Below are 25480 nucleotides of genomic sequence, written 5' to 3'. Positions count from 1 at the left end.
TTTAGCGCCAAAAACCAGCGATAGGCGACATTCACCTCGATCTCGCGCACCAGTTGCCGCTCCGAGCGAATGCCAAACAGGTAGCCAAGGAACAGCGCCTTGAACATTAAGGTCGGATCCAGCGGCGGCCGCCCATTATCCGGGCAGTAGAGCCCGGCCACCAGATCATGGATGAACGTAAAATCAATCACAGCGTCGATCTTGCGCAGCAGGTGGTCCGCCGGGACCAGGCTGTCCAATGTAACAATCTCAAGCGCCGTCTGCGGCGAGGATGGTTTCTTCAGCATCACAACAATGAATCAAAAACCCCCGGCTTGCGCCAGGGGTTTGTCAGCAGTCTGAAAGGGCGCCCAAGCGCCCTTCCTTTTCCTTTTTCAGAGACCGCCGCCGCGCCGCCCAATGGCGGCACCAAGCCGCAGGCGGAGCGAGTTCAGCTTGATAAACCCCGCTGCGTCCTGCTGGTTATAGGCGCCGGCATCGTCCTCAAACGTGACCATGCGGGTGTTATAGAGTGAGTTCGGGCTCTCGCGTCCGGTCACGATCACATTGCCTTTATAAAGCTTCAGTCGCACCGTGCCGTTCACGGAAGCCTGTGAGGCGTCAATGGCAGCCTGTAGCATCCGGCGCTCCGGTGAAAACCAGAAGCCGTTATAAATCAGCTCCGCATAGCGCGGCATCAGGCTGTCTTTCAGATGGGCCGCCTCGCGGTCTAGCGTGATAGACTCTATACTCCGGTGCGCTGCCAGCAGAATGGTGCCGCCTGGCGTTTCATACACGCCGCGGGACTTCATACCCACGAAGCGGTTTTCTACCAGATCCAGACGGCCAATGCCATTGGCCTTGCCGTATTCGTTCAGGCGGCTGAGAATCGTGGCCGGGCTTAGCACCTCGCCATTGATACCTAAGGCATCGCCGTTCTTGAACTCGATTGTGATTTCCGTCGCTTTATCAGGCGCGGCCTCGGGTGAGATAGTGCGCTGAAATACAATTTCATCCGGCCCAACAGCAGGGTCTTCCAGGATTTTGCCTTCAGAGGAAGAATGCAGCAGGTTCGCGTCCACGGAGAACGGGGCCTCGCCGCGCTTGTCCTTGGTGATCGGGATCTGGTTTGCCTCGGCATATTCCAGCAGCTTGGTGCGGCTGGTCAGGTCCCATTCGCGCCAAGGGGCGATTACGCGGATATTCGGGTTCAGTGCATAATAGCCTAGCTCGAAGCGAACCTGGTCATTGCCCTTGCCAGTGGCGCCATGGGCCACAGCGTCCGCGCCGACGGCTTCGGCAATCTCGATCTGGCGCTGTGCGATCAGCGGCCGGGCGATGGAGGTGCCCAGTAGGTACTGGCCCTCATACAGCGCATTGGCACGGAACATCGGGAACACGAAGTCCTTCACGAAGGTCTCGCGCAGATCCTCGATGAATATTTCCTTGATGCCGAACATCTCGGCCTTCTTGCGGGCGGGTTCCAGCTCCTCCCCCTGGCCGAGATCGGCGGTGAAGGTCACTACCTCGCAGTTATAGGTGTTCTGCAGCCAGCGAAGAATGACCGAAGTGTCCAGCCCGCCGGAATAAGCCAGGACGACCTTTTTGACTTTCTGTTCCATGTGCGCGGCTTATTACGCCGCGCGGCCCATGCCAAGGCTTATCCAGCTTTTTCCCAAGGCCCGCCAGAATAATTTGAGTCCCGTGACCTGCTGCTGAACATAATTGCCAGTGGCCAGGGCCTCTGGCGCATGGGCATCGCCGGTGGGCAGATACTCGTCCCGGAAGTCGGCGGTACGGAAAATAATGTCCCAGACCGGGAAAACGGACGCATAATTGCAGCTATTCCGCCCGGCGGCGCGTAACCCGTGATGGAAGCGATGAAAGCGCGGCGAAACAGTCAGCCATTCTAGCGGCCCGAAGGAGAGGCGGATATTGGCGTGGCTAAGACTCTCGATAAATTTCAGCCCCATCAAAAGCAGAGGGAACTGCAGCGGCGGTATGCCGATAATGAGCCCGATGATGAAGAACCAAAGGAAGCTGATCGTGTCATCGATCAGGTGGTTCCGGTCATCGGACCAGAAGCTCATTTGTCGCTGGGCGTGGTGCAGCGAGTGCAGCGCATACCACCAGCGGAAGGAATGGGAGAGGCGATGTCGCCAGTAATCCGCGAAATCCAGGATCAGCGCGTAAAGCAGGAATGTCAGCAGCGGGTGGCCCAGCAGGCCGGGGATCAGGCTGTCCAACGTGGGGGGAATAAAGCCGCGTTCCACCACAAAGCCGGTTGTCCAGGTCTGCACCTGGTAAAACAGCACGAATGTTACAATCGGCACCACACCCACGCGGTTGAGGAAAGTGTAGAACACATCCACCAGCACGGCCTTTTGGTCCGGCCATTTTTCCACTGGCTTCCAGGCCTCTAGCGGCAGGCAGACTGCGTAGGTGACGAACACCGCGAACAGCCCGTAAACGCAGATCAGGCACCAATCGAAGGCCAAGTCGTCCCAAGCCATCCAGTGAAAATGATACAGTACCGGCAGCACCAGATAATGGTCCATATACCCGGCGATATTGGAGAAGAAACGGTCCAGACTCATGCAGGCGCCTGCCTCAGAAGAAGCCGGGCCAAGCTGTCCGGCACGTTAGCTTCTACACTAATCTGCTACCGCTGGCGAGATGAACTTGCAGGGCTGTCCGTTCGTTTCGCCGCGCGGGACAGCCATTTGGCACCGCTTAACGCACGCCACGTATCCCACCGCGCCAGGAAAGCCGACTGAGCCAGCAATGCCGGCGCTTGCACAGGAAAGCAGTGCGGTACGGCGGTAAAACCGAGGCTGAGTACACGCTCAGCCTCCAGCCGTGCGGCGCAGCGGTCATTGTCCCAATCAAACAGCTCGTAAAGCGCCCAAAACCCCCTAAACAGACAAAGTGGGCCGATCAACAGCCTCAGGCTGGTGGGGCGCGCGGTTGCTGCCAGCAGCAGGCAAGTCATCGCGTCGTCAGTCAAGAGTTGGCGGCGGGCATGTGTGGCCCCAGGCCGCTTCACTGCCTGCAGATAACAACCGGGCAGAAAAAGCCGGGGCAGCGGAGCGGGCATGGCGGTGTGCTACCGTGCGCCCGGCTGTCCTGGCCAGCTTACCGTCAGATACGCTCGGCCGTGATCAGCCCTTTTTGGCGTAGTAGCGTACTCAGGAAAATGCCATGCGGTGAACGCCCCACCGGGATGGTGCTGTACGCCCCCGTGTCAGGGTTCAGCACCGCCACTGATTCTGCATAGCGCAGGCACACCCAGATATGTCCCGAAGGGTCGATGCCAATATCATCCGGCCCGCCTGGGATGAGATAGTTATGCAGAATTTCAAAGGTTTCCGGGTCAAGCGCGGTCAGGCCGGTTTGGCCGGGGCCACGGTTGGAGACGTAAAGGATGTTCCGGCGTGTATCGAGGAAGATATTATGCGCGCCGTCGCCCGTGACCACGCGGCGGGTAATGCGCCCGTTTAGTGGGTCCACCTCCACAAAGCCGCGAGCGCCCATGATGCAAACTAGTACCTTGCCGTTGAGCCACAGCACGCCCGCTGGAGTTTCGCCCACTTTCACGCTCCAGCGCTTAGTGAGTGTTGTCAGGTCCAACGAGACCAGCGTGTTGGAGTTCTGCATAGAATGGAAAGACCAGCGCGAGTCGGGCGAGAAATCCAGATGGCTTGGCCATAGCCCAGCCTTGAAGCGCTTCACCAACGCCAAGGTCGTGGCGTCGTAGATATCGACGAAATCCAGCCGCAGAGCATTGACAGCAAAATATTTATTGTTGGGCGTGAAGCCGATTTGATACGGATCCGCGATGCGCCGGTGGCCAAGCGGAGCACCGGTGACGGGATCGAAGAAAAACAGGGCATTGCCCCCGGCATCGCAAATTAGCAGCTGGGAGCGGTTCCGGGTCAGTGCCCAGTGGCTTGGCTCGCGATAGGTGGGCGCGGTGCGGACTACCTGCCGTGTTTGCATATCGATGATGCTAACGGACCCCGCCGCAGAGTTCAGAACGAACGCGAGGGGGTTGCCGGCGGCCCAAGCGGGTGTTGCGGTGAGGGCGAAGGGCAGAGTGAGCGCGGTGCGGCGTGTGAGCATATCGCCGCTCTAGACCCGTTTCGCGCGTTTGCGAAGATGGCGCTTACCCAAAGGAAGAATATAGATCCGGTCGTGGTAATGTGGTGTGTTATCCGTAATGCATTGTAAGGCAAAGGCAATGAAAACAAGCCTTATGAGCCATCGCCGCGCGGGGGCAGGGGACGCGAGCCATGCACAGTCCACAAGGCCATTAGCGTAATTAACAACCCTGCCCCTAGAAAGCCGCCCTCCCCGCCGATCCTGAGATATTTATTATGCGCCACGTTAGTGCCGAGAAGATGAGCGATATGGGTATCCCGCGGAATGATGATCTTTCCCGCCCCCATGCCCCAGCCAACCCGAGGCGATTGCTGCATGGCGTGGATGAAATAAAGCCGGACCAGCAACCGTTGAGAGAGGTTGCTGGCCTCGCCAAGCCAGGTCAAATCAACAGTGAACAAAGCGAAGAGAGGGCGGCGCCAATAAGGTCGCTGTGGGAATCGCGCCGGATGCCGCCAGCAGCATGAGCCGCCCCGCACCCCCTGCGTGCGGCAGAAACAAAACAAGGGCCAGAATCGGCAGCGTGATGGCAACAACCAGAAATTGTATAGAGCCAGCCTCCATAGCCGTTTCCGGTGGCGGGCGCTTGAGATTTTCGTCTAATAGGACAAAGATATTGGCATGATATTAAACGCTTTCGAGGCTGGTGACGGCCCGCCGTTGGTGCTGCTGCATGGGCTGTTTGGCGCGGCGCGTAATCTTGGCCTGCTTTCGCGGGCATTTTCCGGCTCTTACCGCGTCATCGGGCTAGATATGCGCAACCATGGCGACAGTCCGCGCGCCGCGGAGATGAATTATGCCGTGATGGCGGCGGATGTGGCGAAGACGCTGGCCCATTTGGGGTTAGAGCGCGTGAGGTTATGCGGTCACTCCATGGGCGGCAAGGTGGCGATGATGCTAGCACTCTCCCGGCCAAAGATGGTGGAGCGGCTGGCGGTGATGGACATTGCGCCGGTGAGCTACCAGCATGATTATTCCGGCTATGTTGATGCCTTGCAGGCCATTCCGCTTTCCTCAGCGCTTACGCGCGGGGAGGCGGACCAAGCCCTCGCTGCCAAGGTTAAGGCAGCTCCCATGCGGGCGTTTTTGCTGAACAACCTCGTGCTCGGCGCCGTGCCGCGTTGGCGCGTGGGGCTGGATGAGATTGGTGCCAACATGGCCAATCTCTTTCGGTGGGACGACCCGCCAAACGCCGCGCCTTATGAGGGGCCCACAATGTTCCTGTGCGGCGCGGAGTCCAATTATGTGACCCCAGCTGCGGAGGCCGCCATTCTGCGACGTTTTCCTCAGGCTAAAATCGAGCGTGTAGCCGGGGCGGCGCATTGGCTGCATGCTGATAAGCCAGAGCAAGTGATTACAGCCCTCCGGGAGTTTTTCGCCTAATGAGTGAGAATTTTGATGTGGCCGTGATCGGCGCGGGGATTGTAGGTGCCTCCATCGCGGCGCGGCTTGCGCCCACCCACCGTGTTGCGCTGGTGGAGGCTGAGGAGCAGGCGGGCTATCACACCACCGGTCGTTCGGCGGCCATATGGGTCCGCAATTACGGCCCGCCCGCTGTGCGGGTGCTGACCGGGTTATCGCGCGATTTCTTCAAAGCACCCCCTGAGGACATTGGCACGGATCACCTCGCGATTGATCGCTCGATTCTATATCTGGCTCCAGCGGATCAAGGGGAGCATCTTGATGAACTGATTGCCCAGGATCTCGGGATCGAGGAGGTCTCCCTGGCAAAAGCCAAGGCGCTTTGCCCCGCCATGATCGACGGCTACGCGACCCGCGCGGCGCTGGAGGTGGATGGGTTCGACATGGATGTCGCCGGGCTGCATCAATATTTTCTGCGTAAGATGCGCCAGGGCGGCGGTCAGATTTTGCTGCGCAACCGGGCAGGGCGGATCGAACGCAAGGCGGGTGCTTGGCAGGTTGAGACATCGGGCGGACTGGTGATCAATGCCCCCATCGTGGTGAATGCTGCCGGTGCATGGGGAGATCGGGTCGCGGAGATCGCTGGGCTGGCGCCGATTGGGATGGTACCCTGCCGCCGCACTGCGGCCATAATCGACCCGGCGCCGTTTCAGGTGGAGCATTGGCCCATGGTGCAATCCGCCTCTCATGATTGGTATGTCCGTACCGAGGCGCGGACTAAGCTGATGGTCACACCCTGCGACGAAACCCCTGATATCCCGCATGATGTGCAACCGGATGAACTCGATATCGCTATCGGGATTGACCGTATGCAGCACGCGCTGAATATCGAGGTGAAGCGGGTGGAGCATAGCTGGGCTGGGCTGCGCACATTTGCCCCTGACCGCACCCTGGCGTTTGGCTATGACAATGCAGCAGAAAGCTTCTTTTGGGCCGTGGGGCAGGGGGGGTACGGTATCCAGACCGTCCCCGCAGCCTCCTCTTTGATTGCAGCGATGATTAAGCATGAGGATCCAGGTGCCGCCGCATCCATCTTGCCGGAGATTGACCCGATGCGATTCAGACGTGTGGATCGTTAGTTGTTTTGATTCTGGTTCTGGTTACGAAATTCTAAATTTTTCTACTTTTTTCCTTGGCCATTGACCAGGGGAATACCCCTGCCAAATAGTGTGTCAGAGCAATATTGCCACTCATCGGGCAGCTTGGGAGAAAAGAGTGCGTATCTTGTTGATCGAAGACGACAAAAATGTTGTCTCTTTCGTGATCAAGGGCCTGCGGGAGGCGGGGCACAGTGTGATTCATGCGGATACAGTGGCAACAGGAGGTTTGCGAGCGGCCAGTGAGCGGTTTGACGTTATTATTCTGGACCGCATGCTGCCCGAAAATGAGGATGGGCTTGAGTTGATTGCTAGCCTGCGGGCAGAGCAAATCGATACGCCTGTGTTGATTCTCTCTGGTTTGGGAGAAACAAATAACAAGGTTTCCGGCCTGCGCGCGGGCGGGGATGACTACCTGGCCAAGCCCTTTGTGTTTTCAGAGCTCCTGGCGCGGGTTGAGGGGCTTTCCAGGCGTGGCCCGCTGGCCCGCTCAGCCGCTTTGCCTGGCCGTTAAGCGATGTCTTCCAGATCCAACGCGTAACCCGCGGCGCGGACTGTGCGGACCACGTCAATCTCTCCCGGGCCGTTAATGGCCTTGCGCAGACGCCGTATATGCACATCCACCGTGCGTGGCTCCACATGAATATCCCGCCCCCAGACCGCGTTCAGCACGTCCTCACGCGAGAAAACCCGCTTGGGATGACGCAGGAAAAACTCCAGCAGACGGAACTCCGTGGGGCCCAGATGCAATGTGCGCCCGTTACGCAGCACGCGGTGAGAGGCCGGGTCCAGTGAAATGTCGTGGAAGCTCAGCTTGTTCTTCTGCGGCACGGAACCCGACCGGCGCAACAAAGCGCGAATCCGCGCGATCAATGCTTCGGTCGAGAAAGGCTTGGTGATGTAATCATCCGCCCCGGTATCGAGCCCGCGTACCGCATCCTGCTCTTCCGCACGAGCGGTTAGCATGATGATTGGCAGCGTGCGAGTCGCGGGGCGGCGGCGCAACTGCCGGCACAACTCGATGCCCGACATAGTTGGCAACATCCAGTCCAGCAGCAATAGGTCAGGTGGCGTTTCGGTGATGCGTGTTAGCGCCTCCCCCCCGTCGCCGACATCATCGACCCGGAACCCTTGTTTTTCGAGATTGTAGCGCAGCAAGGTGACAAGCGGCGCCTCGTCCTCAACAATGAGAACGTAAGGCTTGTTCGATTCGGACATGCTCAGTTCGTGGTGGTGTGAACGTAAGTGGAGGTAACATCGCCTTTCGGACGAAAATCTGGCAGATTTTCACCCGTGATGGCGTAATAGGTCAGTTCGGCGATATTGGTGGTGTGGTCGCCGATGCGCTCCAGATTCTTGGCGATGAACATCAGATGCGTGCAGGCGGTAATGTTGCGAGCATCTTCCATCATGTAAGTGATCAGCTCGCGGAAAATCGTGTTATATAAATCATCCACCATCTGATCCGCCCGCCATACGGCGATGGCTTTCTGCGGGTCGGATTCGCCGACCGTGTCGATACTCGCTTGCAGGTTTTGCTGCACAAGGCGCGCCATCTGGCCCAGCCCGGCGAGTGGGAAGTTGCTGGCAACCTGATTGATGACAATGCTGCGCTTGGCGATGTTGGCGGCATAATCGCCCACGCGCTCCAGGTCATTCACTACTTTCAGCGCCTGGATAACCTGCCGCAGGTCATCCGCCACCGGCTGGCGCAGCGCCAGCAGCCGCACCGCGAATTGTTCGACATTGTGCTGCTCGGTATTGATCCGGCTATCATTCTCGATCACCCGAGAGGCCAGCTCCGGGTCATGATTCACCAGCGCCGAGGAGGCATCCGCTACCGCGCGTTCAACCAGACCGCCCATATTGGCGATCATGTCGCGGAGTTTCTTGAGGTCAGCTTCGAAGCTGGAGACGATGTGCTTCGGTTCATCGGCCATATGATTCTACTTTCTCTGTTAGCCGAACCGGCCGGTAATGTATTCTTGGGTCTTGCGTTCGCGCGGGGCGGTGAAAATCTGGCTGGAAGGCCCAACCTCCACCAGCTCACCCAGATAGAAAAAGGCGACCTGGTCCGCGCAACGGCCCGCCTGCTGCATGTTGTGGGTGACGATGACGATACAGAAATCCTGTTTCAGTTCGTCGATCAGTTCCTCGATTTTCAGCGTGCTGATCGGGTCGAGCGCCGAGGTCGGCTCATCGAGCAGCAGCACCTCGGGGCGTACGGCGATGGAACGGGCAATGCAAAGCCGCTGCTGCTGCCCGCCGGAAAGCCCGAGGGCGGAGCTGTGCAGCCGGTCTTTCACCTCGCCCCAAAGCGCGGCGCGGGTCAGCGCCCACTCAACGCGCTCATTGGCTTCGGCCTTTGAGAGCTTCTCGTGCAGGCGCACGCCAAACAGCACGTTATCGTAGATCGATTTGGGGAAGGGGGTGGGCTTCTGGAACACCATGCCGACACGCCGGCGCAGGCGGTTCAGGTCCATGCCGGGGGCAATGATGTTGTCTTCACCCATCATGACCTCACCCTCCGCGCGTTGGCCGGGATAGAGGTCGTACATACGGTTAAGGATACGCAGCAGGGTGGATTTGCCGCAACCGGATGGTCCGATCATGGCGGTTGTCTGGCGGTCCGGGAGGTCGATCGATACGTCCTTGAGAGCGTGCGTCTCACCATAATAGAAATGCAGATTACGAATGGAAACCCGAGATTCAGCCACGTTGGCCTGTTGCAGGGCGGCGGGCAAGGCGGCTTCCGGTGACATATTAAGACTCGCTTTTTCCATGAGCGCTTCCATAGGCGCGTTCTGTGACAATACGATGACAGTAGCGTGAAGGTTAGATGACGGAAACCGTGGCGCTCATGGGAATTATATTAACATAGTCGGCCAGCGCATAAAATGCCCTGGCGGGAGAGATCAGAATCGCCAGACCGCGTTACAGGTTAATTGCAGATCGTTGCCATCGGCCTTGAAGGCCGTGCTACTGACGGCGAGGTTGGCGTTCAGACTCTGGCTGAGGCTGGCGCTGGCTCCGGCGCTGAACAGTCCCCAGCTGCCGGGCTGATGCGGGAAGGTGCTAGTCAGGGTCACGCCAGGCATGTCCGTGAAGTAGGAGGAAAACTGGTTGTTCTGCCCGGAGAGCAAAAACTGCGCCGCGACACTGGCATAAGGGGCAAAGCTGACGCCGCCCATCCGCAGCGTGGAGGCGGCATTCACACCAACACTGCCGATAAGCTGCTGGAAGGTCTGGGATGAAACGCTTTGCGTGAGCAGTGAGTCGCCGCTCTCGGTATAAGCGTCCACCTTGCTGTTGGTATAGGTCAGGCCAAATTCAGGCCCAACAGCCACAATCGGCAGCGGATGAAACTGTAGCCCCACTGCGCCGCTGGCGCTCCAGGTGCCGCCATTCGGCTTGCCAGTAATGCCGCCAATTACACCGGCGCGCTCGGTTTTGTATGAATCCGCGTTATAACCGGCGGTCATTTTGGCATAGGCGTTGCCTTCGGTTGCCAGCGCGTAAACGCCGACATCAACCCCGTTGTCCTGCACTGTGCCGCCGCCGCTTACATCCGCGTGACTGATATTATAGGCCAGCGCCACGCCAGCCGTGAGATGGTTGTTGATCCGCGCATCCAACCCCAATGCCGTAACGGCGCTGCGATAACGGTAGCCCAGATCAAACCCTTCGCTGTTCCGGTTGCCGAGTTGCCCGGTCACGGCGAGAAACAGCCCCAACGGGTGAGACGGGTCCGCTACGCCGCCATTCACGCCACTAATGCTGTAAGACGCGCCGCTGGCACCATTCTGCAACGCATCCAACCGCCCATTCAGCAGGTTGGTGAAGCTCTGCGCCGCATTATTGCCCAACCGTCCGGGAACGGTCAGCCCCTCAAACCCGCGCAGCGAGGCAGCGGCATATTCAGCGATGATCTCCTGTGCATGGGTGGTAGGGTGAACCTTGTCCCAGAATAAATAGCTGTCCTGGATGGCGGTGCTGCCGGTGACGCAACTTGCTGTGTAGAGGCAGGCATTGGTGACGTTGGTAAAGCCATAGAGCGAGGGATCGGCCACTACGCGGTTGAGCAACGCCTCGGTATTGAGCACGATAATGTTGGCGCCGCTGGCTTGGTGCAGCCCTTGCATCAGCGCAGGTAGATTGGCGTTATGCGCCTGCGAAAACGCATCACCCAAGGCTATGCCCTGGGTGGAAGTGTTGAATTGGGGTGTCAGGCCAAGGTCCGGCAGGTTGGGTACAATCAGCATCCGCGCCCCCAGCTGAATCAGAGCGTTGGTGTCCTCAGTCAGCTGGGTGAGGGTGGTGCTGACGCCCTGCGTGATCAAGCTGGTAGCGGCCGAGGGGGTGGCCTGCACGGCCGCAGCGTAAGCAAAATAATTATTCGCCCCACCCCATAGCGTTACCACGTCTGTATTAGAAAAACTGCCCCCTGCGGCAGCGAAATCGGCGATTTCCGTATTGATCCCAGGCAGTGATTGGCTTTCGAGATTGGTGCCCAGATCCATCCTGCCAATGGTCAGGTCGCCGGTAAAGGCACCGCCATAAGCCGTGTCGTTGCTGGCGGAGAAATTCAGCCCGGTAAGGGTGGGCAGATATTCCACCCATATCGGCCCGTTGGAAAACCGGCCCTCATAATATGGCGCGGGCGGCTGGCCAGTAAGTTTATAGAGATTTCCGTTATCGGACAGGCTGTCGCCAAACACATACAGGCTGCCTGCCCGTGCGGCTGGCGCGGCCAGTACCCCCAGTAGAGCGGCGCCTGCCAAAAGCCGGGACTTCTTCATGGTCGTGTCTCCCTCGTCCTTCTTACGAATTCAATCGTTGTATTACGTTAAGGTTAGATTTACGACGAAAAAAGGATTCGAGTTCGTTGTCAAGCGCCAGCATAATAGTCGCCGGGCCAAGGACGGGTTTGCATGGTGCCGCGATTTTCCTCCGCTTATTTCTTCTTGAAGCGCCAGGAAAATTTCCTATTATAAATGGTGCCCACTCGCCTCACTGAGGGAGCAGGCGCTCATACGGTTCGCCAGTTTGGGAGCCGCAAGAGCATTTTCAAAATTGACCTAATATACCTTGCTTTTGAAGGGGGTTTTATCATGACGTATGATTTCGCGCCGCTATTCCGTACTGCTGTCGGGTTCGACCGTCTGGCCCGGCTCGTGGACACGCTGCCGCAGGATATAGCCAGCTACCCGCCCTATAATATCGAAAAGACCGGTGAGGATACTTACCGTGTCAGCCTAGCGGTTGCTGGGTTCGCGCCGGAAAATATCGAGATAACGGTGAAGGATAACGCGCTCGTGGTTTCGGGCAATCTGGGCGATGAGACAAAGGGCGAGTTCCTGCATCGCGGGATCGCCTCCCGTGCGTTCCAACGCCGGTTCGTGCTGGCGGAGCATATGGTAGTGGATGGCGCCGAGCTAGTGAATGGGCTGCTGAATGTCTGCCTTCGCCGTGTGGTACCTGAGAGCGCCAAGCCGCGTCGGATTGAAATTACCACGGCCCAGCATGGGGCACGGAGCATCGAGGCCGGAACACAGTCTGAATTGCCACACGCTGCCTAAAGTTTACTTTTAAACCGGCCCGGTCCGTTCAGGCCTTGTTGAGAACGGTGCCGGGCTTTTTAAGCTCATCGGCCGCGCGCCAGAGATAAAGTGTGGCGCGTGTCCGGTGGGGCGCATAAGCCAAGCTTATTTCCAAGAAGGCCTTGGGCTTTGGCTGTTGTTCCAGCCCATGCAGGATTTTATATCCTTCCCGCACCCCAAAATCATCCACGGGAAACACGTCGGGGCGTTTTAACGTGAAGATCAGCAGCATCTCCACCGTCCAGCGTCCTACGCCGCGTATGCTGATAAGGCGCTGGATCAACGCCTCATCGCTCAGCCTTAAAGCGCGGGTGCGGGATGGAATGGTGCCGTCCACAGCCTTGGCAGCTAAGTCACGCAGGGCCGCCATTTTGGTGGCTGAAAATCCGCATGTCCTCAGCGTTTCATCTGTCAGCCCAAGCAGGTGTGCGGGTGTGGGAAGGGCCTCGCCGCAGGCTGATTTCAGCCGACCCAGAATGGCTTGCGCCGCATTAGAATGAAGCTGCTGGTGCGCGATGGCTGAAAGTAAGGCGGGGTAGAGATCATTATGTTCGGGCTTAGGTAATTTAAGCGGCCCGACGCGCTTAATTAACACGCCCAGGCGGGGGTCAACCCTGGAGAGGTGCTGGTTTGGCAAATCCATGCCGCATACTCGCAGTACCCGCCTGGACGGGCAAGCTGCTTACGGCTTAGCGGTCATGTCACCAGCTGTGTTGGCTGGATTATGTGACGCTTTTTTATGCTTCGTTTTGCTGTGATGCGTGGCTGAGGCTTTATGAACGCTCTTATGGTGCGTGGTTGCCTTATGATGTGTTGTGGTGTGGCTTGTGGGCGCTTTGAGCGACGTGGAAGGCGCAGCTTGGGGGGATTGCTGTGCCATGGCAAAGCTGCCGATTCCCAAGGAAAGAACCGCCGCGAACGCGGCGCTGCGAGACGCTTTGGCTGAATTCATAGCCATCTAAGAACTTCCTTTAACATAGCCCCGCTACAATTGGCTGGGCTGAGACGGCCTTTAGGGAACGGGCATGTCTTAAATATGGCGGCTAATGTTTCATTGCTTTACATCCAGGTTCAGCTTCTGCCGCAAAAGTGCCGCAAACTTTCTGCTATTAATCAGCTTTTTTTTGGATAGTGCACATATTGCATAGCGTGGCGGAGAATTGAAAAAATGCGGAACAGGACAAGATTACATGCTTTCGCGGCTATGCGTCCGATGGCGTTATTGGCGCTGATGGGCGCCGCCCTGGCCGGATGCGTTTATTACCCTTCAGGTTATGGTTACGGATACGGCTATAGTTCAGGCTATTACGCCGCGCCGTCAGTCGTAGTGCAGCCTGCGCCGGTGGTTATCGGTGGCTGGTGGGGATGGGGTGGCGACGATGACCACGGGTGGGGGCACTAACCTAGCTACTGGCTCGCCCAGACAATTCTGTGCAACCATAAAATGTCCCGGGTTTGAAAGCGCAGATCCGGGAATTCAGGGTTTAGGCTGGCTAACTCAACGCGGTTGGCGGTACGCTGTAGGAGCAGCTTGGCCATCACCGCGCCATCGCTTGTCCGGGTGACAACCCTGTCTCCCTGCCTCACAGGCGCGGCCGGAGATACAATAACCGTATCGCCCGGCCGATAGACTGGCAGCATCGACTCCCCGCTGATGCTGAGCGCGTAAGCATTGGCATCGGCCACGCTGGGCAGTTCAATCTCATTCCACCCCGCGCCAGCCGGGTAGCCGCCATCGTCAAAATACCCGTCTCCTCCCGCCTGGGCCATGCCGATCAGCGGCAGGCGTGTGCGCCCCTTTGGCCGTACCTCAGCCATAGCCCGGGCACCCGTGACAAGGGCGGAAAACTCCTCAAGCCTAGCACCGGTGGAATCGAGAATTTTGGCGAGACTCTCAGTTGAGGGCCAGCGCAATCGGCCATCTGGAGTCCGCCGCTTGGAGGGATTGAAACTGGTCGGGTCTAGCCCAGCTTGGCGCGCCAACGCTGAGGGCGAGAGCCCACGCTCCGCCGCCAGCGTATCAATCGCGCGCCAAATATCATCATGCCGCATGGCTCAACCGGTCAATCGTTCAAGAACAAAACCCTAAAAGGTTCTTTTGATGAGCGGAAGGCGAAATAGGAATCTTGTCCGATATTTCGTTAAAAAATTTGCGTGAAAGCGAATTATGTTCTTGTTTGTTCTCAGTGCAGGAATACAAACCTAGCATAAAGCAACTTTAAGTAGTAAGCAAGAGGGGGGTAAAGCTTGTGTCTTTCACGTTGTGCAATCTCTTGGTGCTCGCTTACGCCAACGGTTTCACGCTCTGGCATTACAAGGCCGGGAACGACAATCTCGTCGACGCCGTGAATCCATGGTATTTCACCGATGCGGCGGATCTGATGACCGAAGGCGATATGGTGATGCTTAGCGCCGCCGAGGGGGTCGCATTACCAGCGTTGCCGGGCGGGGGCAGGGGATTAAACTGTGCCCGCTGGTCTAGCGATGTGGCAGAACAGGGTCAGTCACCAATGGCGGCTGTGTTATGATGGTTGGGCCCGCGTCAGGGCCGCAGATAAGAACATTCAAAGTCTTCTTCAGGGTTCCGCCGGACCAGATGAGTTCAAGATGGGTCGTCCGCAGACATTTGCTGTTGGTGAATACGGGCGAGGACACCCATCGCAAACCAGCCGTCGCCTCGGCGCCCACGGCAATGCCGGGTGGTTCGCCCTTTCCCTGAGGTTGTGTGACAATCGGTAATTTCCGGCCCTGGGTATCCAGCAGCATCAGTTGAGGAAAAGCAGGCATCTGACAGGGGCGGGGGCCAAGATTGCGCACAACCAGCAAGGTACCGGAATGAGACATGCCATTGAATGCACCATTTTCAGTATCGAATCCGAGAGAGAGCTGATCCTGTTGGCAGACAGGCAATGTATTTGCCCGCGCCACGGAACCGCCGAGGCCGAGCAAAGCCAGACAAAGGAACGCAGAAAAGCGCAGCGTCATGATCAAACCTCCTCCAACCAAGCCAATATCCGCTCCATCGCGCTACTCAACGCGCCGCCGGTATCCGCCGCGAGGGCGATGGTAAACCCCGCCCCGGCAGGGAGCGACGTTATACCGGTTGCGGCGGTTTCAAGCCCCTGCGGCAACACGCGGTGTTCAATCTGGCCCGGCGGCGCGCCAAGGCACCAGAATTTTCCAAACGCACCAAACGTCTGTGTGGCCCCCTGAAACCCTGCGCCCAGAGACGCGCCTTTTACAACCATACGCTCGGCGGCCAGCAGCTTGCCCTCCCGCGTGCGGGCGCTCATACGGGAGGTAAGAGACCAGTCCGGCACTTCGCCGTTAGGGCTATGGCTGACAAATCCATCCCAGAACATAATCCGCGCACCGGGCGAAAGAAGAATGTCCCAGTTCTGATGCAACGCCGAGCCCGGCAGCATAATCAACGGCCGGGAGGCGTAGACCAGCCGTGCACCCCCCTCCGCTTCCAGAATAATGCTCTGGCGCGCGGCGGGGCTGGCCTTGGCGCTGCGCCGGACGGTTGTGGCTGCGGGCTGGATCAGGCGTGCATGGGCACCCTGACGAAGCGTGATATGCTGCGCCAGCCTTTCTCCGCCATACAGCCCGCCGGAGATGGACTGCAGCGTGAGTTGTGCCATTCCTCCCGGTTGCCTGATGGGCGCGGTGACGCTGTAAGGATATCCGGCACGGCGCTCCGTTAAGATCGTGCGGCCTGCGTCATTTGGCGCGAAACATAGACTAAGCTGCGTCATCGCAACATATAGCTGCGGTTCAATGGCACATGAGCCGCCGGTTCTCCCGCCAGAACCCGGCCGTCCGCGCGGACCTCGAATGTTTCACTGTCCACCTCAATCTTCGGCAAGGCTTTGTTGTGCAGCATGTTTGCCTTACCGAGGTGGCGGGTGTTGCTGATGGGTAGGAACGCCTTTTGCACTCCCAGCTTGCGGTGCCGGTCCGCCTCAATGGCAAGCTGGGACACAAACGTCACACCCAGCCGCGCGGGCGAGCCGCCAAGGCTACCCCACATCGGGCGTTGGAGGTTTGGTTCGCTATCCATCATGGAGCCATTGCCATCGCCGCACGTGGCCCAGACGATAAAGCCGTTCTTCATCACCACGCGCGGCTTGATACCAAAACTCGCACGCGGCCAGAATACCAGATCCGCCATGCGCCCCGGCTGGATGGACCCAACATGTGCATCAATCCCCGCCGCGATGGCCGGGTTGATGTTGAGCTTGGCGAGATAGCGCTTGATGCGCTCATTATCAGCCTGCGCGGTTTTTTCCTCCGGCAAACGGCCCAGGCGCTTTTTCATCACGCTTGCCAACTGCCAGCATTTAGCTTGGTTTTCCGCGAGCCGCCCCATGCCCTGGCTGTCGGTCGAGAAAATGGAGATGGCGCCCATGTCGTGCAGGAAATCCTCCGCCGCCATGGTTTGCGGGCGCACGCGGGATTCCGCGAAGGCAAGGTCTTCCGCCAGCCGCCAGTTCATCGCGTGCGCCAGCATGGTCATCGGCAACCCCTCATTCAGCGCATAAGCTGTGAAGGGGTTGGTGGGGTTGGTGGAACCGGGTAGCACATTGGCAAGGCCGTTCACGCGCAGCAGGTCCGGAGCATGGCCGCCGCCAGCACCTTCCGTGTGGAACATATGGATGGAGCGGCCATTGATGGCGCGGATGGTATCTTCGCAGAAACCATATTCATTGATCGTGTCCGTATGCAGGCACACGCTGAAATCATTGCGGTCGGCGGCGATCAGACAGCCATCGATCACATCGCCCGAGGCGCCGAAATCCTCATGGATCTTCACGCCCAGCGCGCCGCCGGACACGCTTTCCTCCACCGCCCCCGGGTCAGAACAGCCACGCCCCAGAAAGCCGAAGTTCAACGGCGAATAATCTGCGGCCTGGATGATCTGACCAAGAATTTCTGGCCCAGAGCAGGAGACATCAAAATACGGCCCCGGTGACATGCCGATCATGGTGGTGGTGCCGCCCGCTAGCGCGTGCTCGCTCTGCTGCGGGCAAAGGAAATGCGCGTGGCTCTCAATGGCGCCGGCGGTGATGATGTAATGCTCCGCATGATGCACGGCGGTATTGGGGCCAGTCCGCAGATCAGGGTGTACCCCTGCCATGATATCCGGGTTGCCCGCCTTGCCGATGCCGACAATCCGCCCATCGCGGATGCCGATATCGCCTTTCACGATGCCCAGCACCGGGTCGAAGATGGTGGCGTTCTGCACCACCGCATCTAGCGCGCCGCTGGCACGGGTGCCGGTGGTCTGGAAGCCTTCGCCATCACGCATGGCCTTGCCAGCACCTGTGGTCAGTTCGTCGCCATAAACCGTGTAATCATGCTCGATCTCGGCGAGCAGTCCGGTATCGGCCAAGCGTATCATATCGCCCTTGGTGGGGCCGAACGTGGCGGCGTAATCCGAGCGTGTCATTTTCACCATGGCTCAGGCTCCCTTATAACCACGTGCGCGGGCAGCTTCGAGGGCGGCCGCTGCGATCTCCGGATCATCCAGCCGTCCTCGCGTCAGCCCGCCCTGGCCATGAATGATGCGGTCGCCTGCCATTGCCACCAGCTTAACCTTGCGGGAAATACCAGGCTCAAACCGCACGCCGGAGCCGGACGCCACATCCAGCCGGAAGCCGAAGGACGCCCGCCGGTTGAACTGCAAGGCCGGATTGGTTTCAAAAAAATGCGCGTGGCTACGCACTTGAATGTCGCGGTCGCCGGTGTTCAGCACATCAATCTCCACGCGCTCGCGGCCTTCATTCAGCTCAATTTCGCCTTTAGCCGGGATAATATCTCCGGGAACCTCCCCATCCTCCGTGCCGTCTGCAATGGGGCGGAAAACGATCACCAGCTTGGTGCCTTCGGGAAAACTCGCCTCCACGGCGACAAATTCCGTGAGCGTCGGCACGCCGGGTTCAACATCCGCGGGAGTTAGCAGCTTAGCCGCCATGTTCACGATCTCGTCGTAAACCTGCCCGCACCGCGCAGCGAGGAGCATTTCATCCGCGATCAGCGCCACCGCTTCCGGGTGGGAAAGTTTCGCGCCCCGCGCCTTTAATCTTCGCGCATGTTCGGCCGCCGTAAAGATGATCAGCCGTTCAAGCTCGGTTGGTGAGAGGTTCATCGCGGTCCCTAAATTTTTTAAAAGTTTTTTGGTGAAGCTTTTTAAAAAAGCCTCAAAAGATCTAATTCGAAAAAAGCTGCTGCTGTTGGAACGGGTGGCGCATCATCGCGATATCCGCCAGCGGGGTAAAACTGCCGATTTCATCTACCGGCGGGATCGGCGCTGCCAGAATTTCTGCAAGCCAGGGCTGGATTTTCTGCAACGCCGTCTGCGCATCCAGCGCGCCGATAATCCCCAGCCGCACTGCCGCTGATCCGAGAGATTGCGCGGCGGAATGCGCGGAAACCGCTAAGGCTGTCGCCAGGTCCAGCCCCGCTCCCGCCAGCACTAGCCCGGTGATCACAGGTAGATGGCCAGGGGTTTTTTCCGCCGTCACCAATGTCCGATACGAGGCGGCGCCGGGCGTACCCAGACGCGCATGCGTGCCTAGCAAGGCCGCCCCGGCGCGGCGCGAACCTTCCCGCGCGGCGGTGGCGATGGACAGTGCTTCCGTCAACTCATCCAACTCCATCAGCGCCTCCTGGTCCTGCCAAGCCTGGAAGGCATGAGCTACCAAGGGCCGGTCATGCGGAGCCCAGCGATGTTCCATCTGCCCGGTTAGAAACTCTGGCCACGTCGCGCGGGTCAGCAGCCCATCCGCCGCCAGGCTCTCCACCCCCCAGGAAAACGCGAACCCGCCAGAAGGAAATTGCCCGTCGGCAAATTGCAGCCCGCGTAGCAGGGCAAGGATGTTGCTCATCCCAGCACCTTCACCTTGCCTTCATATTCCAGCTCATGCAGCCGGGAGAGATAGGTTTCACGCGGATGATCCACCGCCACCAGCAAACAACCATCCTCAAAGCGCACTCGCCAATGCATGTTGCCAGCCAAGTAACCAAGCTCCAGCCCGCCATTATTTTGTGGTTGCAGCTTCAGCCAGTCCTGTGCGCCCACTTTCAGTACCACGGCCCTGTGGTCTGTCAGAAGCAATACCGCCCCGGAAGTGAGGGCAACATCGCGCGGCAATGCTACGAAGCAGGGTGTGCCATGGTCTGTTTGCGCATGAAAACGGCGGCGCGGAAGATCCTCCGCGCTCACCACTAGCGTTTCGACCTGCCCCCCATGATGGCCAAGATCATGAAGTTTCTTGGCCAGATTGGGCTCGTTCCGGTCGCCCAGAATTTTGTCGAGCAACAGTTCAGACATTTCAGCCTTCAAACCCACGCGCGAAATTGTCTAGTAGCCGCACGCCGAAGGCTGTGGCCCCTTTCGGGTTTACCCCCGCATCTTTCGTCCCCCAGGCCATGCCCGCGATATCCAGATGCGCCCAGGGCGTGGTGTTCACGAAGCGTTGCAGAAATTGAGCGGCGGTAATGGAGCCGCCTGCGCGGCCACCGCCGATATTCTTTACATCGGCAATGGCGGAATCCAGTTCCTTATCGTAAGCTTCGCCTTCCTTGGCCAGCGGCATCCGCCAAAGCTTTTCGCCCACCGCATTGCCGGACTCCACAAGCTTGCTTACCAATTCATCATTGTTGGAGAACAGGCCAGCATATTCATGCCCCAGTCCAACAATAATCGCGCCCGTGAGCGTGGCCAGATTTACCATGAATTTTGGCGCGAACTGCTCCTGCGCGTAATAAAGCACATCCGCCAGAACCAGCCGCCCTTCGGCGTCAGTGTTGAGAATTTCAACAGTCTTGCCCGCATAGCTCTTCACCACATCGCCCGGGCGCGTGGCCGAGCCGGAAGGCATGTTCTCCACGAGGCCCACAAGACCCACCGCATCCACCTTGGCCTTGCGCCCGGCCAGTGCCGCCATCAGGCCCGAGACGGTGCCCGCCCCGGCCATGTCCCATTTCATGTCCTCCATGCCGGCGGCGGGCTTTAGCGAAATGCCGCCAGTATCAAAGGTGACCCCCTTGCCCACGAACACCAGCGGGTCCTTCGGCTTTTTGGCGCCCTTTTTGTCACCGTTGCCCGAGGCGCCAAGCCACTGCATCACCACCATGCGTGGCTCATGCACGCTGCCCTGGCTGACGGAGAGCAAGGCTCCAAAGCCCAGCTTCTCCAACTCCTTCTGGCCGAAAACCTCAATTTTCAGCCCGAGCTTTTTCAGCCCCTCCAGCCGTTCGGCAAATTCCGCCGGGTACAGTTCGTTCGCTGGTTCGGTCACAAGGTCACGGGTGAATTCCACGCCGGTTGCAACGGCCCCGGCGCTTTCCCACGCGGCCTCGGCGTCTTTTGGCGCGCCGGTCAGGAATGTCAGCTTCTTCAGCTTGGCTTTTTCGTCCGGCTTCTGGGTGGTACGATATTTGTCGAACTTATAGCTGCGCAGCCTTGCCCCGAGCCCAATCTCCGCCGCCTGCTTCGCGGTGAAGCCGTGGGTGAGAATCGCGGCCTCTTTCTCTTTGCTCAGGGAGCTTGCGATCGCCGCGCCCAGCAATTCCGCGCGGCGAGGGGCGTCCTCCTTACCGGCTCCCACCAGCAGCACGCGCTTATACGGCCGGACGCCATAGATGTTCAGATTCTGCCCAGCCTTGCCTTTGAACTCGGCTGCCTGCATCGCGTTGCTCAGGGCGCCTTCCAGGCTTTCATCAAGCATTGCGGCCTCGCCAGTCAAAGGCAGATCCTCGCCGACGGGCAGAACCAGAACACCTTCCTTCGGCAGTGCCAGCTTCCCGAACAAAATCTCAACCATACGACCACTCCGTCATCTGTTGGTCATAACCATATCACCGCATTGCATCTTGGCCAGCCATGCGGACAGGATTAGAGACAGGCTATGCAGGAGTTTCTTACCCTCGCCGTGCGCTTGGCCGACGAGGCCGCTATTGCCATCAGATCCATTCGCGCGGCGGGCTTCGCCGTTGAGACCAAGATCGACTCCACGCCTGTTACAGTGGCGGACCGGCAGGCCGAGGCATTGATCACCTCTGGTCTGCGCGCCGCCATGCCGGATATTCCCGTGGTGGCGGAGGAAGAAGTCGCCGCGGGGCGCATTACCGCGCCCAGCGGGCGTTATTGGCTTGTGGACCCGCTGGACGGCACCCGCGAATTCGCCGCCGGGCGGGATGAGTTCGCGGTCTGCATTGGCCTTATCGAGAATGGGGCGCCAATTTTAGGGGCTGTCGCCTCTCCGGCCTTTAACGAGCTGCATTTCGGTGCCGTGGGGCAGGGGGCGTGGCAGCGCCGTGGGGAGCTGGAGCAGAAAATCGCCGCCCGCCGCGCCCCGCCTGAAGGCATTACTGTCTTTGCCTCGCGCCACTATCAGGATGCACCGGAGCTCAAAGTCTGCCTTGCCCGGCATAAGGTGGCGCACCTCACCAACATCGGCTCGGCGCTGAAATTCCTGCGCCTCGCGGAAGGTGTGGCAGATTTCTACCCCCGCCTCGGCCGTACGATGGAGTGGGATACAGCTGCCCCCCAGGCCGTGCTGGAAGCAGCGGGCGGTGCCGTGCTCATCCGCGGGGGCAAGCCGTTACGCTACGGCAAACCGCATTGGGAGAACCCGGATTTCTTTGCCTGGGGATTGTTCTAATCTTGCCGTAATGCAGCCACGAGGGCGGCTCCCTATATCTTTAATATGAAACACGCTCTGGTTCCGCTGTTGTTAGCCGGGTTGCTGACCGGTTGTGTCTATGGCCCTGATGGCTATGGATACGGTCCGGGGGGCTCATATTCCTCCGGCTATTATGGCCAACCGCATGGGTATGTTTCCGGCGGCGTCATCATCAACTCGGGCAGTTGGCATGATGACGGCCATCCGCCGCCCCCACCGTCGCACAATGATTGGCATGATGGCGATCAACCGCCACCGCCGCCCGACGGAGGCCGCCCGCCTAGTGCAGGCTACCCGCAAAATGGGGGACAACATTATCAACCTGGCGCCCAGCATAACGCGGGTGAAGGGGAGCGTTATCAAGATCACGATCATTCCCCTGACGGCGATTATGATGGGCGGCCGGATTACGGGCACCCATAACCGGCCAGCACCACGGGAGAGGCGGCAATGCGTTTGAAGCTGTTGATGGCTCTGTTGCTGGGGGCGGTCTTGTCGGGATGCGTCATGTATGGTCGGGGAGGCGGACCAAATGGCCAGCCTTACAGTTATGGCCCAGGTCCGGTGCCGCCACAAAATGGAGGCGCAACACCTCCTCTGTAACGCTGGATGCAGAAAACAAACAGGGCCGGAACGCAGAAAATACGGCGTCCTGCCCTGTTTTGCATCAGGCGGCCTTACGCACGCCCCTTACGGCATCCGCCAGGGCCCGCACATCGCGGATCACCGCTTCAGCGTTTTCCTTGCAGAGCGTGTCGATCAACGCGGACGCGACAATCGCGGCATCCGCATGGGCCACCACGGTGGCGGCCTGGTCTGGCGTCCGCACGCCAAAGCCAACGGCAATCGGCAGGTCTGTCTCCGTGCGGATACGCGGGATATCCCGTGCCAGATCCGCGGCGGAGGCCGTGCGGGTACCGGTTACGCCGGTTATGGAGACGTAATAGATAAAGCCGGATGACCCTGCTAGCACATGCCGCAACCGCTCGTCGGAGGTGGTTGGGGCAATCAGTCGGATCACATCCAGCTTGTTCTCTTTGGCGTAAGGCAGCACCAGATCCGCCTCTTCGGCGGGCAGATCAACGATAATCAGACCATCCACCCCGGCCTTGGCAGCATCGAAACAGAACGCCTCAACGCCATGGGACAGAATAGGATTCAGATAGCCCATCAGCACCAGCGGGGTGTGATCATTCTCCTTGCGGAATTCGGTCACCAGTTCCAGCACGCCGTTCAGCGTGGCGCCAGCCTGCAACCCCCGCCGCCCGGCGGCCTGAATGGTCGGGCCGTCCGCCATCGGGTCGGTGAAGGGCATGCCGATCTCGATGATATCCGCACCGTTCTCCGCCATGCCTTTCAGCAAGGTGAGGGAGGTGGCGCGGTCGGGATCGAAGGCCTCCACAAACGGAATCAGCGCGCCGCGCCCTTCCTGGCGCAGAGCCGCGAATACACCTGCAATGCGGCTCATAGTTCGGTTCCCAGATAATTGGCGACGGAGAAAATATCCTTATCCCCCCGGCCGGAAAGGTTGAGCAGAATGATCTCCCCCTTGCCCATTTGCGGGGCAATTTTGAGAACATGCGCGATGGCATGAGCGGATTCCAGCGCCGGAATAATGCCTTCCAGCTTCGAGCAGAGCTGGAACGCCGCCAGCGCCTCGTCATCCGTCACGCCCGCATATTCAACGCGCTTGATGTCGTGCAGCCAGCTATGTTCCGGCCCGATGCCGGGATAGTCCAACCCGGCGGAGATGGAGTGCGCCTCCAGAATCTGCCCGTCATCATCCTGTAGCAGATAGGTGCGGTTGCCATGCAGCACGCCAGGGCGGCCCCGGTTGAGGCTGGCGGCGTGCTCATTGGTATCCAGCCCCTTGCCCGCCGCTTCGATGCCGATCAGCTTCACGCTAGGCTCATCCAGGAACGGGTGGAACAGCCCGATCGCGTTGGAACCGCCACCCACGGCGGCAATGGCGACATCCGGCAGGCGGCCCTCGGCTTCCATCAGCTGTTCACGGGCCTCATTGCCGATAATGCACTGGAAGTCCCGGACCATGGCAGGGTAGGGGTGCGGCCCGGCGGCGGTGCCGATGATGTAGAATGTGTCGCGCACATTCGCCACCCAGTCGCGCAGTGCATCGTTCATTGCGTCCTTCAGCGTGGCGGCGCCAGATTTCACCGCCACAACCTCGGCCCCGAGCAGCTTCATGCGGAAGACATTGGGCTTCTGCCGTTCAACGTCCGTGGCTCCCATATAAACCGTGCAAGGCAGACCAAAGAGCGCGCACACGGTGGCGGTGGCCACGCCATGCTGGCCAGCCCCGGTCTCGGCGATGATGCGCGTCTTGCCCATTCGCTTGGCCAGCAGAATCTGGCCGATGCAATTATTGATCTTATGCGCGCCGGTGTGGTTCAGCTCCTCGCGCTTGAAGTAGATCTTGGCCCCCCCAAGATGCTGGCTCAGTCGTTTGGCATGCCAAAGCGGGCTGGGCCTGCCGACATAATGTTTGAGATAATAATCCAGCTCCGCCTGGAAGGCCGGGTTCGCCTTGGCTTCATTATAAGCGGTTTCCAGTTCCAGGATCAGCGGCATCAATGTTTCGGCCACAAAGCGGCCGCCATGCTCGCCGAAGCGGCCGCGCGCATCCGGCCAGGCGCGTAGACTATTGGGGGTGAGGTCGTTCATATCTTGTTTCTAGCGCAGCACAGCGGCAGGATAAAGCAGTCAACGCATGGCTCGTCCTCATTCCGTGGGATGCAAAATAGCAGGTTGGCTAAGAGATAGCGCTTGATCGGCTGGTTCGATCAGAGTACCAAAGATATGTTAATTGAGAACTTTTCTCATCTACGGTAGGTTTGTATAAGGACCGGCTATGTTTGAACAAGGTGCGCTTGGCGAAAATCATTTTCTGGCGGATGTGCGGCGTTTGCGGGCCTCTGCTCAGACCATGATGGCTGAAGGAAATGAGACGGTCGGGCTGCTGCAAGCCGCCATGGCCGCTGAGATTGCCTGCGTCTTGCGCTACAGCATGATCGCTGTTTCCGCTGACGGCCTGCAAAATGAATGGGTGGCCACCGAATGCGCCGCCCAGGCCGCGGATGAGCGCAGCCATATGGTCCGTCTGGCTGAGCGGATCACGGAACTCGGCGGCGCGCCGGATTATTTCGCGGCCGGCCTGGCCACCCGCCACATGGCGCCTGAAGCCGCCACGGGTTGCCTGCCACGTTTGTTCAAGGAAAATCTGGCCGCAGAACAATGCGTGATCGAGCTGTACCGGGAGCTTTCCGACCATTTTGCTGGGTCTGACCCCAGGACGAAGGCGATTCTGGACGATATCCTCGCGGATGAGGAAGCCCACACCAGTGACATGGAAGATCTGCTGACCACCCAACTCCTCTGAGTTGGATTACCCCAGAAAAAAGGCCCCTTTCGGGGCCTTCAGACTGCTGACAAACCCCTGGCGCAAGCCGGGGGTTTTTGATTCATTGTTGTGATGCTGAAGAAACCATCCTCGCCGCAGACGGCGCTTGAG

At 59.2% G+C, this 25480-nt stretch carries 32 protein-coding genes; 10 read left to right on the top strand and 22 right to left on the bottom strand.

Annotation, left to right across the window (positions count from 1 at the left end; translation table 11 throughout):
• The 7 genes from BUB54_RS17300 to BUB54_RS20985 form a co-directional block, all read right to left on the bottom strand.
• The coding region (locus BUB54_RS17300; protein ID WP_139284892.1) for a transposase at positions 1 to 287 on the bottom strand (287 nt) is incomplete at its 3' end.
• An 87-nt stretch (positions 288 to 374) separates the two neighbouring features.
• Complete coding sequence (locus BUB54_RS17295) at positions 375 to 1601, bottom strand: argininosuccinate synthase (protein ID WP_048878718.1); 1227 nt, start codon at positions 1599 to 1601, stop codon at positions 375 to 377.
• A gap of 12 nt (positions 1602 to 1613) precedes the next feature.
• Complete coding sequence (locus tag BUB54_RS17290) at positions 1614 to 2576, bottom strand: sterol desaturase family protein (protein WP_048878719.1); 963 nt, start codon at positions 2574 to 2576, stop codon at positions 1614 to 1616.
• A 65-nt stretch (positions 2577 to 2641) separates the two neighbouring features.
• On the bottom strand, positions 2642 to 3076 hold the full coding sequence (locus BUB54_RS17285) for a hypothetical protein (protein ID WP_048878720.1): 435 nt from the start codon (positions 3074 to 3076) through the stop codon (positions 2642 to 2644).
• 44 nt (positions 3077 to 3120) lie between these two features.
• Complete coding sequence (locus tag BUB54_RS17280; RefSeq protein ID WP_048878721.1) at positions 3121 to 4101, bottom strand: YVTN family beta-propeller repeat protein; 981 nt, start codon at positions 4099 to 4101, stop codon at positions 3121 to 3123.
• Positions 4102 to 4232: 131 nt separating this feature from the next.
• A complete protein-coding gene (locus BUB54_RS17275; protein ID WP_048878722.1) occupies positions 4233 to 4526 on the bottom strand; it encodes a hypothetical protein in 294 nt (97 codons plus the stop codon).
• 1 nt (position 4527) lies between these two features.
• A complete protein-coding gene (locus tag BUB54_RS20985) occupies positions 4528 to 4704 on the bottom strand; it encodes a hypothetical protein (protein ID WP_158320100.1) in 177 nt (58 codons plus the stop codon).
• A 57-nt stretch (positions 4705 to 4761) separates the two neighbouring features.
• Here BUB54_RS20985 and BUB54_RS17270 point away from each other — a divergent pair, with 57 nt between their 5' ends.
• From BUB54_RS17270 to BUB54_RS17260, 3 genes are all read left to right on the top strand, one after another.
• Positions 4762 to 5523, top strand: a complete 762-nt coding sequence (locus tag BUB54_RS17270; RefSeq protein WP_048878723.1) for an alpha/beta fold hydrolase — start codon at positions 4762 to 4764, stop codon at positions 5521 to 5523.
• Positions 5523 to 6641 (top strand): NAD(P)/FAD-dependent oxidoreductase, encoded by a 1119-nt coding sequence (locus BUB54_RS17265; RefSeq protein WP_048878724.1) that lies wholly within the window; start codon positions 5523 to 5525, stop codon positions 6639 to 6641. The genes BUB54_RS17270 and BUB54_RS17265 overlap by 1 nt, the downstream gene beginning before the upstream one ends.
• A gap of 136 nt (positions 6642 to 6777) precedes the next feature.
• A complete protein-coding gene (locus BUB54_RS17260; protein ID WP_052948354.1) occupies positions 6778 to 7173 on the top strand; it encodes a response regulator transcription factor in 396 nt (131 codons plus the stop codon).
• On the opposite strand, the gene phoB is transcribed toward BUB54_RS17260, so the two are convergent.
• From phoB to BUB54_RS17240, 4 genes are all read right to left on the bottom strand, one after another.
• The gene (phoB, locus tag BUB54_RS17255) at positions 7170 to 7877 is read right to left on the bottom strand and encodes a phosphate regulon transcriptional regulator PhoB (RefSeq protein WP_048878725.1); all 708 of its coding nucleotides are present in this window, start codon (positions 7875 to 7877) and stop codon (positions 7170 to 7172) included. The two genes, BUB54_RS17260 and phoB, sit on opposite strands and share 4 nt — an antisense overlap.
• 2 nt (positions 7878 to 7879) lie before the next feature.
• A complete protein-coding gene (gene phoU, locus BUB54_RS17250; RefSeq protein WP_048878726.1) occupies positions 7880 to 8599 on the bottom strand; it encodes a phosphate signaling complex protein PhoU in 720 nt (239 codons plus the stop codon).
• 18 nt (positions 8600 to 8617) lie between these two features.
• Positions 8618 to 9421: a phosphate ABC transporter ATP-binding protein PstB gene (gene pstB / locus BUB54_RS17245; RefSeq protein ID WP_048878744.1), complete on the bottom strand. Its 804-nt coding sequence runs from the start codon at positions 9419 to 9421 to the stop codon at positions 8618 to 8620.
• 153 nt (positions 9422 to 9574) lie between these two features.
• Positions 9575 to 11458, bottom strand: a complete 1884-nt coding sequence (locus BUB54_RS17240) for an autotransporter domain-containing protein (protein ID WP_048878727.1) — start codon at positions 11456 to 11458, stop codon at positions 9575 to 9577.
• Positions 11459 to 11770: 312 nt separating this feature from the next.
• On the opposite strand from BUB54_RS17240, the gene BUB54_RS17235 reads away from it, so the two are divergent.
• Positions 11771 to 12238: an Hsp20 family protein gene (locus BUB54_RS17235; protein WP_048878745.1), complete on the top strand. Its 468-nt coding sequence runs from the start codon at positions 11771 to 11773 to the stop codon at positions 12236 to 12238.
• Between the two features lie 28 nt (positions 12239 to 12266).
• Here the strand turns inward: BUB54_RS17235 and BUB54_RS17230 are convergent, their stop codons facing one another.
• Positions 12267 to 12902: a DNA-3-methyladenine glycosylase family protein gene (locus BUB54_RS17230; RefSeq protein WP_048878728.1), complete on the bottom strand. Its 636-nt coding sequence runs from the start codon at positions 12900 to 12902 to the stop codon at positions 12267 to 12269.
• A gap of 172 nt (positions 12903 to 13074) precedes the next feature.
• Here BUB54_RS17230 and BUB54_RS20980 point away from each other — a divergent pair, with 172 nt between their 5' ends.
• Positions 13075 to 13221, top strand: coding sequence for a hypothetical protein (locus tag BUB54_RS20980; RefSeq protein WP_158320101.1), 147 nt, complete (start codon positions 13075 to 13077; stop codon positions 13219 to 13221).
• 242 nt (positions 13222 to 13463) lie between these two features.
• On the top strand, positions 13464 to 13661 hold the full coding sequence (locus tag BUB54_RS17220) for a hypothetical protein (protein WP_073211963.1): 198 nt from the start codon (positions 13464 to 13466) through the stop codon (positions 13659 to 13661).
• 5 nt (positions 13662 to 13666) lie between these two features.
• On the opposite strand, the gene BUB54_RS17215 is transcribed toward BUB54_RS17220, so the two are convergent.
• Positions 13667 to 14311, bottom strand: coding sequence for a S24 family peptidase (locus tag BUB54_RS17215; protein ID WP_048878730.1), 645 nt, complete (start codon positions 14309 to 14311; stop codon positions 13667 to 13669).
• Positions 14312 to 14508: 197 nt separating this feature from the next.
• Between BUB54_RS17215 and BUB54_RS17210 the strand changes: the two genes are divergently transcribed.
• Positions 14509 to 14787 carry a hypothetical protein gene (locus BUB54_RS17210; protein ID WP_241869371.1) on the top strand — a complete coding sequence of 93 codons (279 nt, stop codon included), beginning with the start codon at positions 14509 to 14511 and terminating at the stop codon, positions 14785 to 14787.
• On the opposite strand, the gene BUB54_RS17205 is transcribed toward BUB54_RS17210, so the two are convergent.
• The 7 genes from BUB54_RS17205 to BUB54_RS17175 form a co-directional block, all read right to left on the bottom strand.
• Positions 14738 to 15244 (bottom strand): DUF4232 domain-containing protein, encoded by a 507-nt coding sequence (locus BUB54_RS17205; RefSeq protein WP_048878731.1) that lies wholly within the window; start codon positions 15242 to 15244, stop codon positions 14738 to 14740. The two genes, BUB54_RS17210 and BUB54_RS17205, sit on opposite strands and share 50 nt — an antisense overlap.
• A 2-nt stretch (positions 15245 to 15246) precedes the next feature.
• On the bottom strand, positions 15247 to 15903 hold the full coding sequence (locus BUB54_RS17200) for an urease accessory protein UreD (RefSeq protein ID WP_048878732.1): 657 nt from the start codon (positions 15901 to 15903) through the stop codon (positions 15247 to 15249).
• Positions 15904 to 16013: 110 nt separating this feature from the next.
• Positions 16014 to 17720: an urease subunit alpha gene (gene ureC, locus BUB54_RS17195; protein WP_048878733.1), complete on the bottom strand. Its 1707-nt coding sequence runs from the start codon at positions 17718 to 17720 to the stop codon at positions 16014 to 16016.
• A gap of 3 nt (positions 17721 to 17723) precedes the next feature.
• Positions 17724 to 18410 carry an urease subunit beta gene (locus tag BUB54_RS17190; RefSeq protein WP_048878734.1) on the bottom strand — a complete coding sequence of 229 codons (687 nt, stop codon included), beginning with the start codon at positions 18408 to 18410 and terminating at the stop codon, positions 17724 to 17726.
• Between the two features lie 61 nt (positions 18411 to 18471).
• A complete protein-coding gene (locus BUB54_RS17185) occupies positions 18472 to 19149 on the bottom strand; it encodes an urease accessory protein UreF (RefSeq protein WP_048878735.1) in 678 nt (225 codons plus the stop codon).
• Complete coding sequence (locus tag BUB54_RS17180; RefSeq protein ID WP_048878736.1) at positions 19146 to 19595, bottom strand: urease accessory protein UreE; 450 nt, start codon at positions 19593 to 19595, stop codon at positions 19146 to 19148. Before BUB54_RS17180 ends, BUB54_RS17185 begins: the two co-directional genes overlap by 4 nt.
• A gap of 1 nt (position 19596) precedes the next feature.
• Positions 19597 to 21090, bottom strand: coding sequence for a leucyl aminopeptidase (locus BUB54_RS17175; protein WP_048878737.1), 1494 nt, complete (start codon positions 21088 to 21090; stop codon positions 19597 to 19599).
• Positions 21091 to 21174: 84 nt separating this feature from the next.
• Between BUB54_RS17175 and cysQ the strand changes: the two genes are divergently transcribed.
• Both cysQ and BUB54_RS20480 read left to right on the top strand, forming a co-directional pair.
• Positions 21175 to 21930 carry a 3'(2'),5'-bisphosphate nucleotidase CysQ gene (gene cysQ / locus BUB54_RS17170; protein WP_048878738.1) on the top strand — a complete coding sequence of 252 codons (756 nt, stop codon included), beginning with the start codon at positions 21175 to 21177 and terminating at the stop codon, positions 21928 to 21930.
• Between the two features lie 211 nt (positions 21931 to 22141).
• A complete protein-coding gene (locus BUB54_RS20480) occupies positions 22142 to 22411 on the top strand; it encodes a hypothetical protein (RefSeq protein ID WP_139284975.1) in 270 nt (89 codons plus the stop codon).
• 207 nt (positions 22412 to 22618) lie between these two features.
• Here the strand turns inward: BUB54_RS20480 and trpA are convergent, their stop codons facing one another.
• Positions 22619 to 23419 (bottom strand): tryptophan synthase subunit alpha, encoded by an 801-nt coding sequence (gene trpA / locus BUB54_RS17160; RefSeq protein ID WP_048878740.1) that lies wholly within the window; start codon positions 23417 to 23419, stop codon positions 22619 to 22621.
• On the bottom strand, positions 23416 to 24633 hold the full coding sequence (gene trpB, locus BUB54_RS17155; RefSeq protein ID WP_048878741.1) for a tryptophan synthase subunit beta: 1218 nt from the start codon (positions 24631 to 24633) through the stop codon (positions 23416 to 23418). Before trpB ends, trpA begins: the two co-directional genes overlap by 4 nt.
• A 187-nt stretch (positions 24634 to 24820) precedes the next feature.
• Here trpB and BUB54_RS17150 point away from each other — a divergent pair, with 187 nt between their 5' ends.
• A complete protein-coding gene (locus BUB54_RS17150) occupies positions 24821 to 25348 on the top strand; it encodes a ferritin-like domain-containing protein (protein ID WP_048878742.1) in 528 nt (175 codons plus the stop codon).
• Positions 25349 to 25480 lie beyond the last annotated feature (132 nt).

It is taken from the genome of Acidocella aminolytica 101 = DSM 11237 (assembly GCF_900129125.1).
GTDB lineage: Bacteria > Pseudomonadota > Alphaproteobacteria > Acetobacterales > Acetobacteraceae > Acidocella > Acidocella aminolytica.
This window is presented reverse-complemented; position numbering and strand designations above follow the sequence as displayed.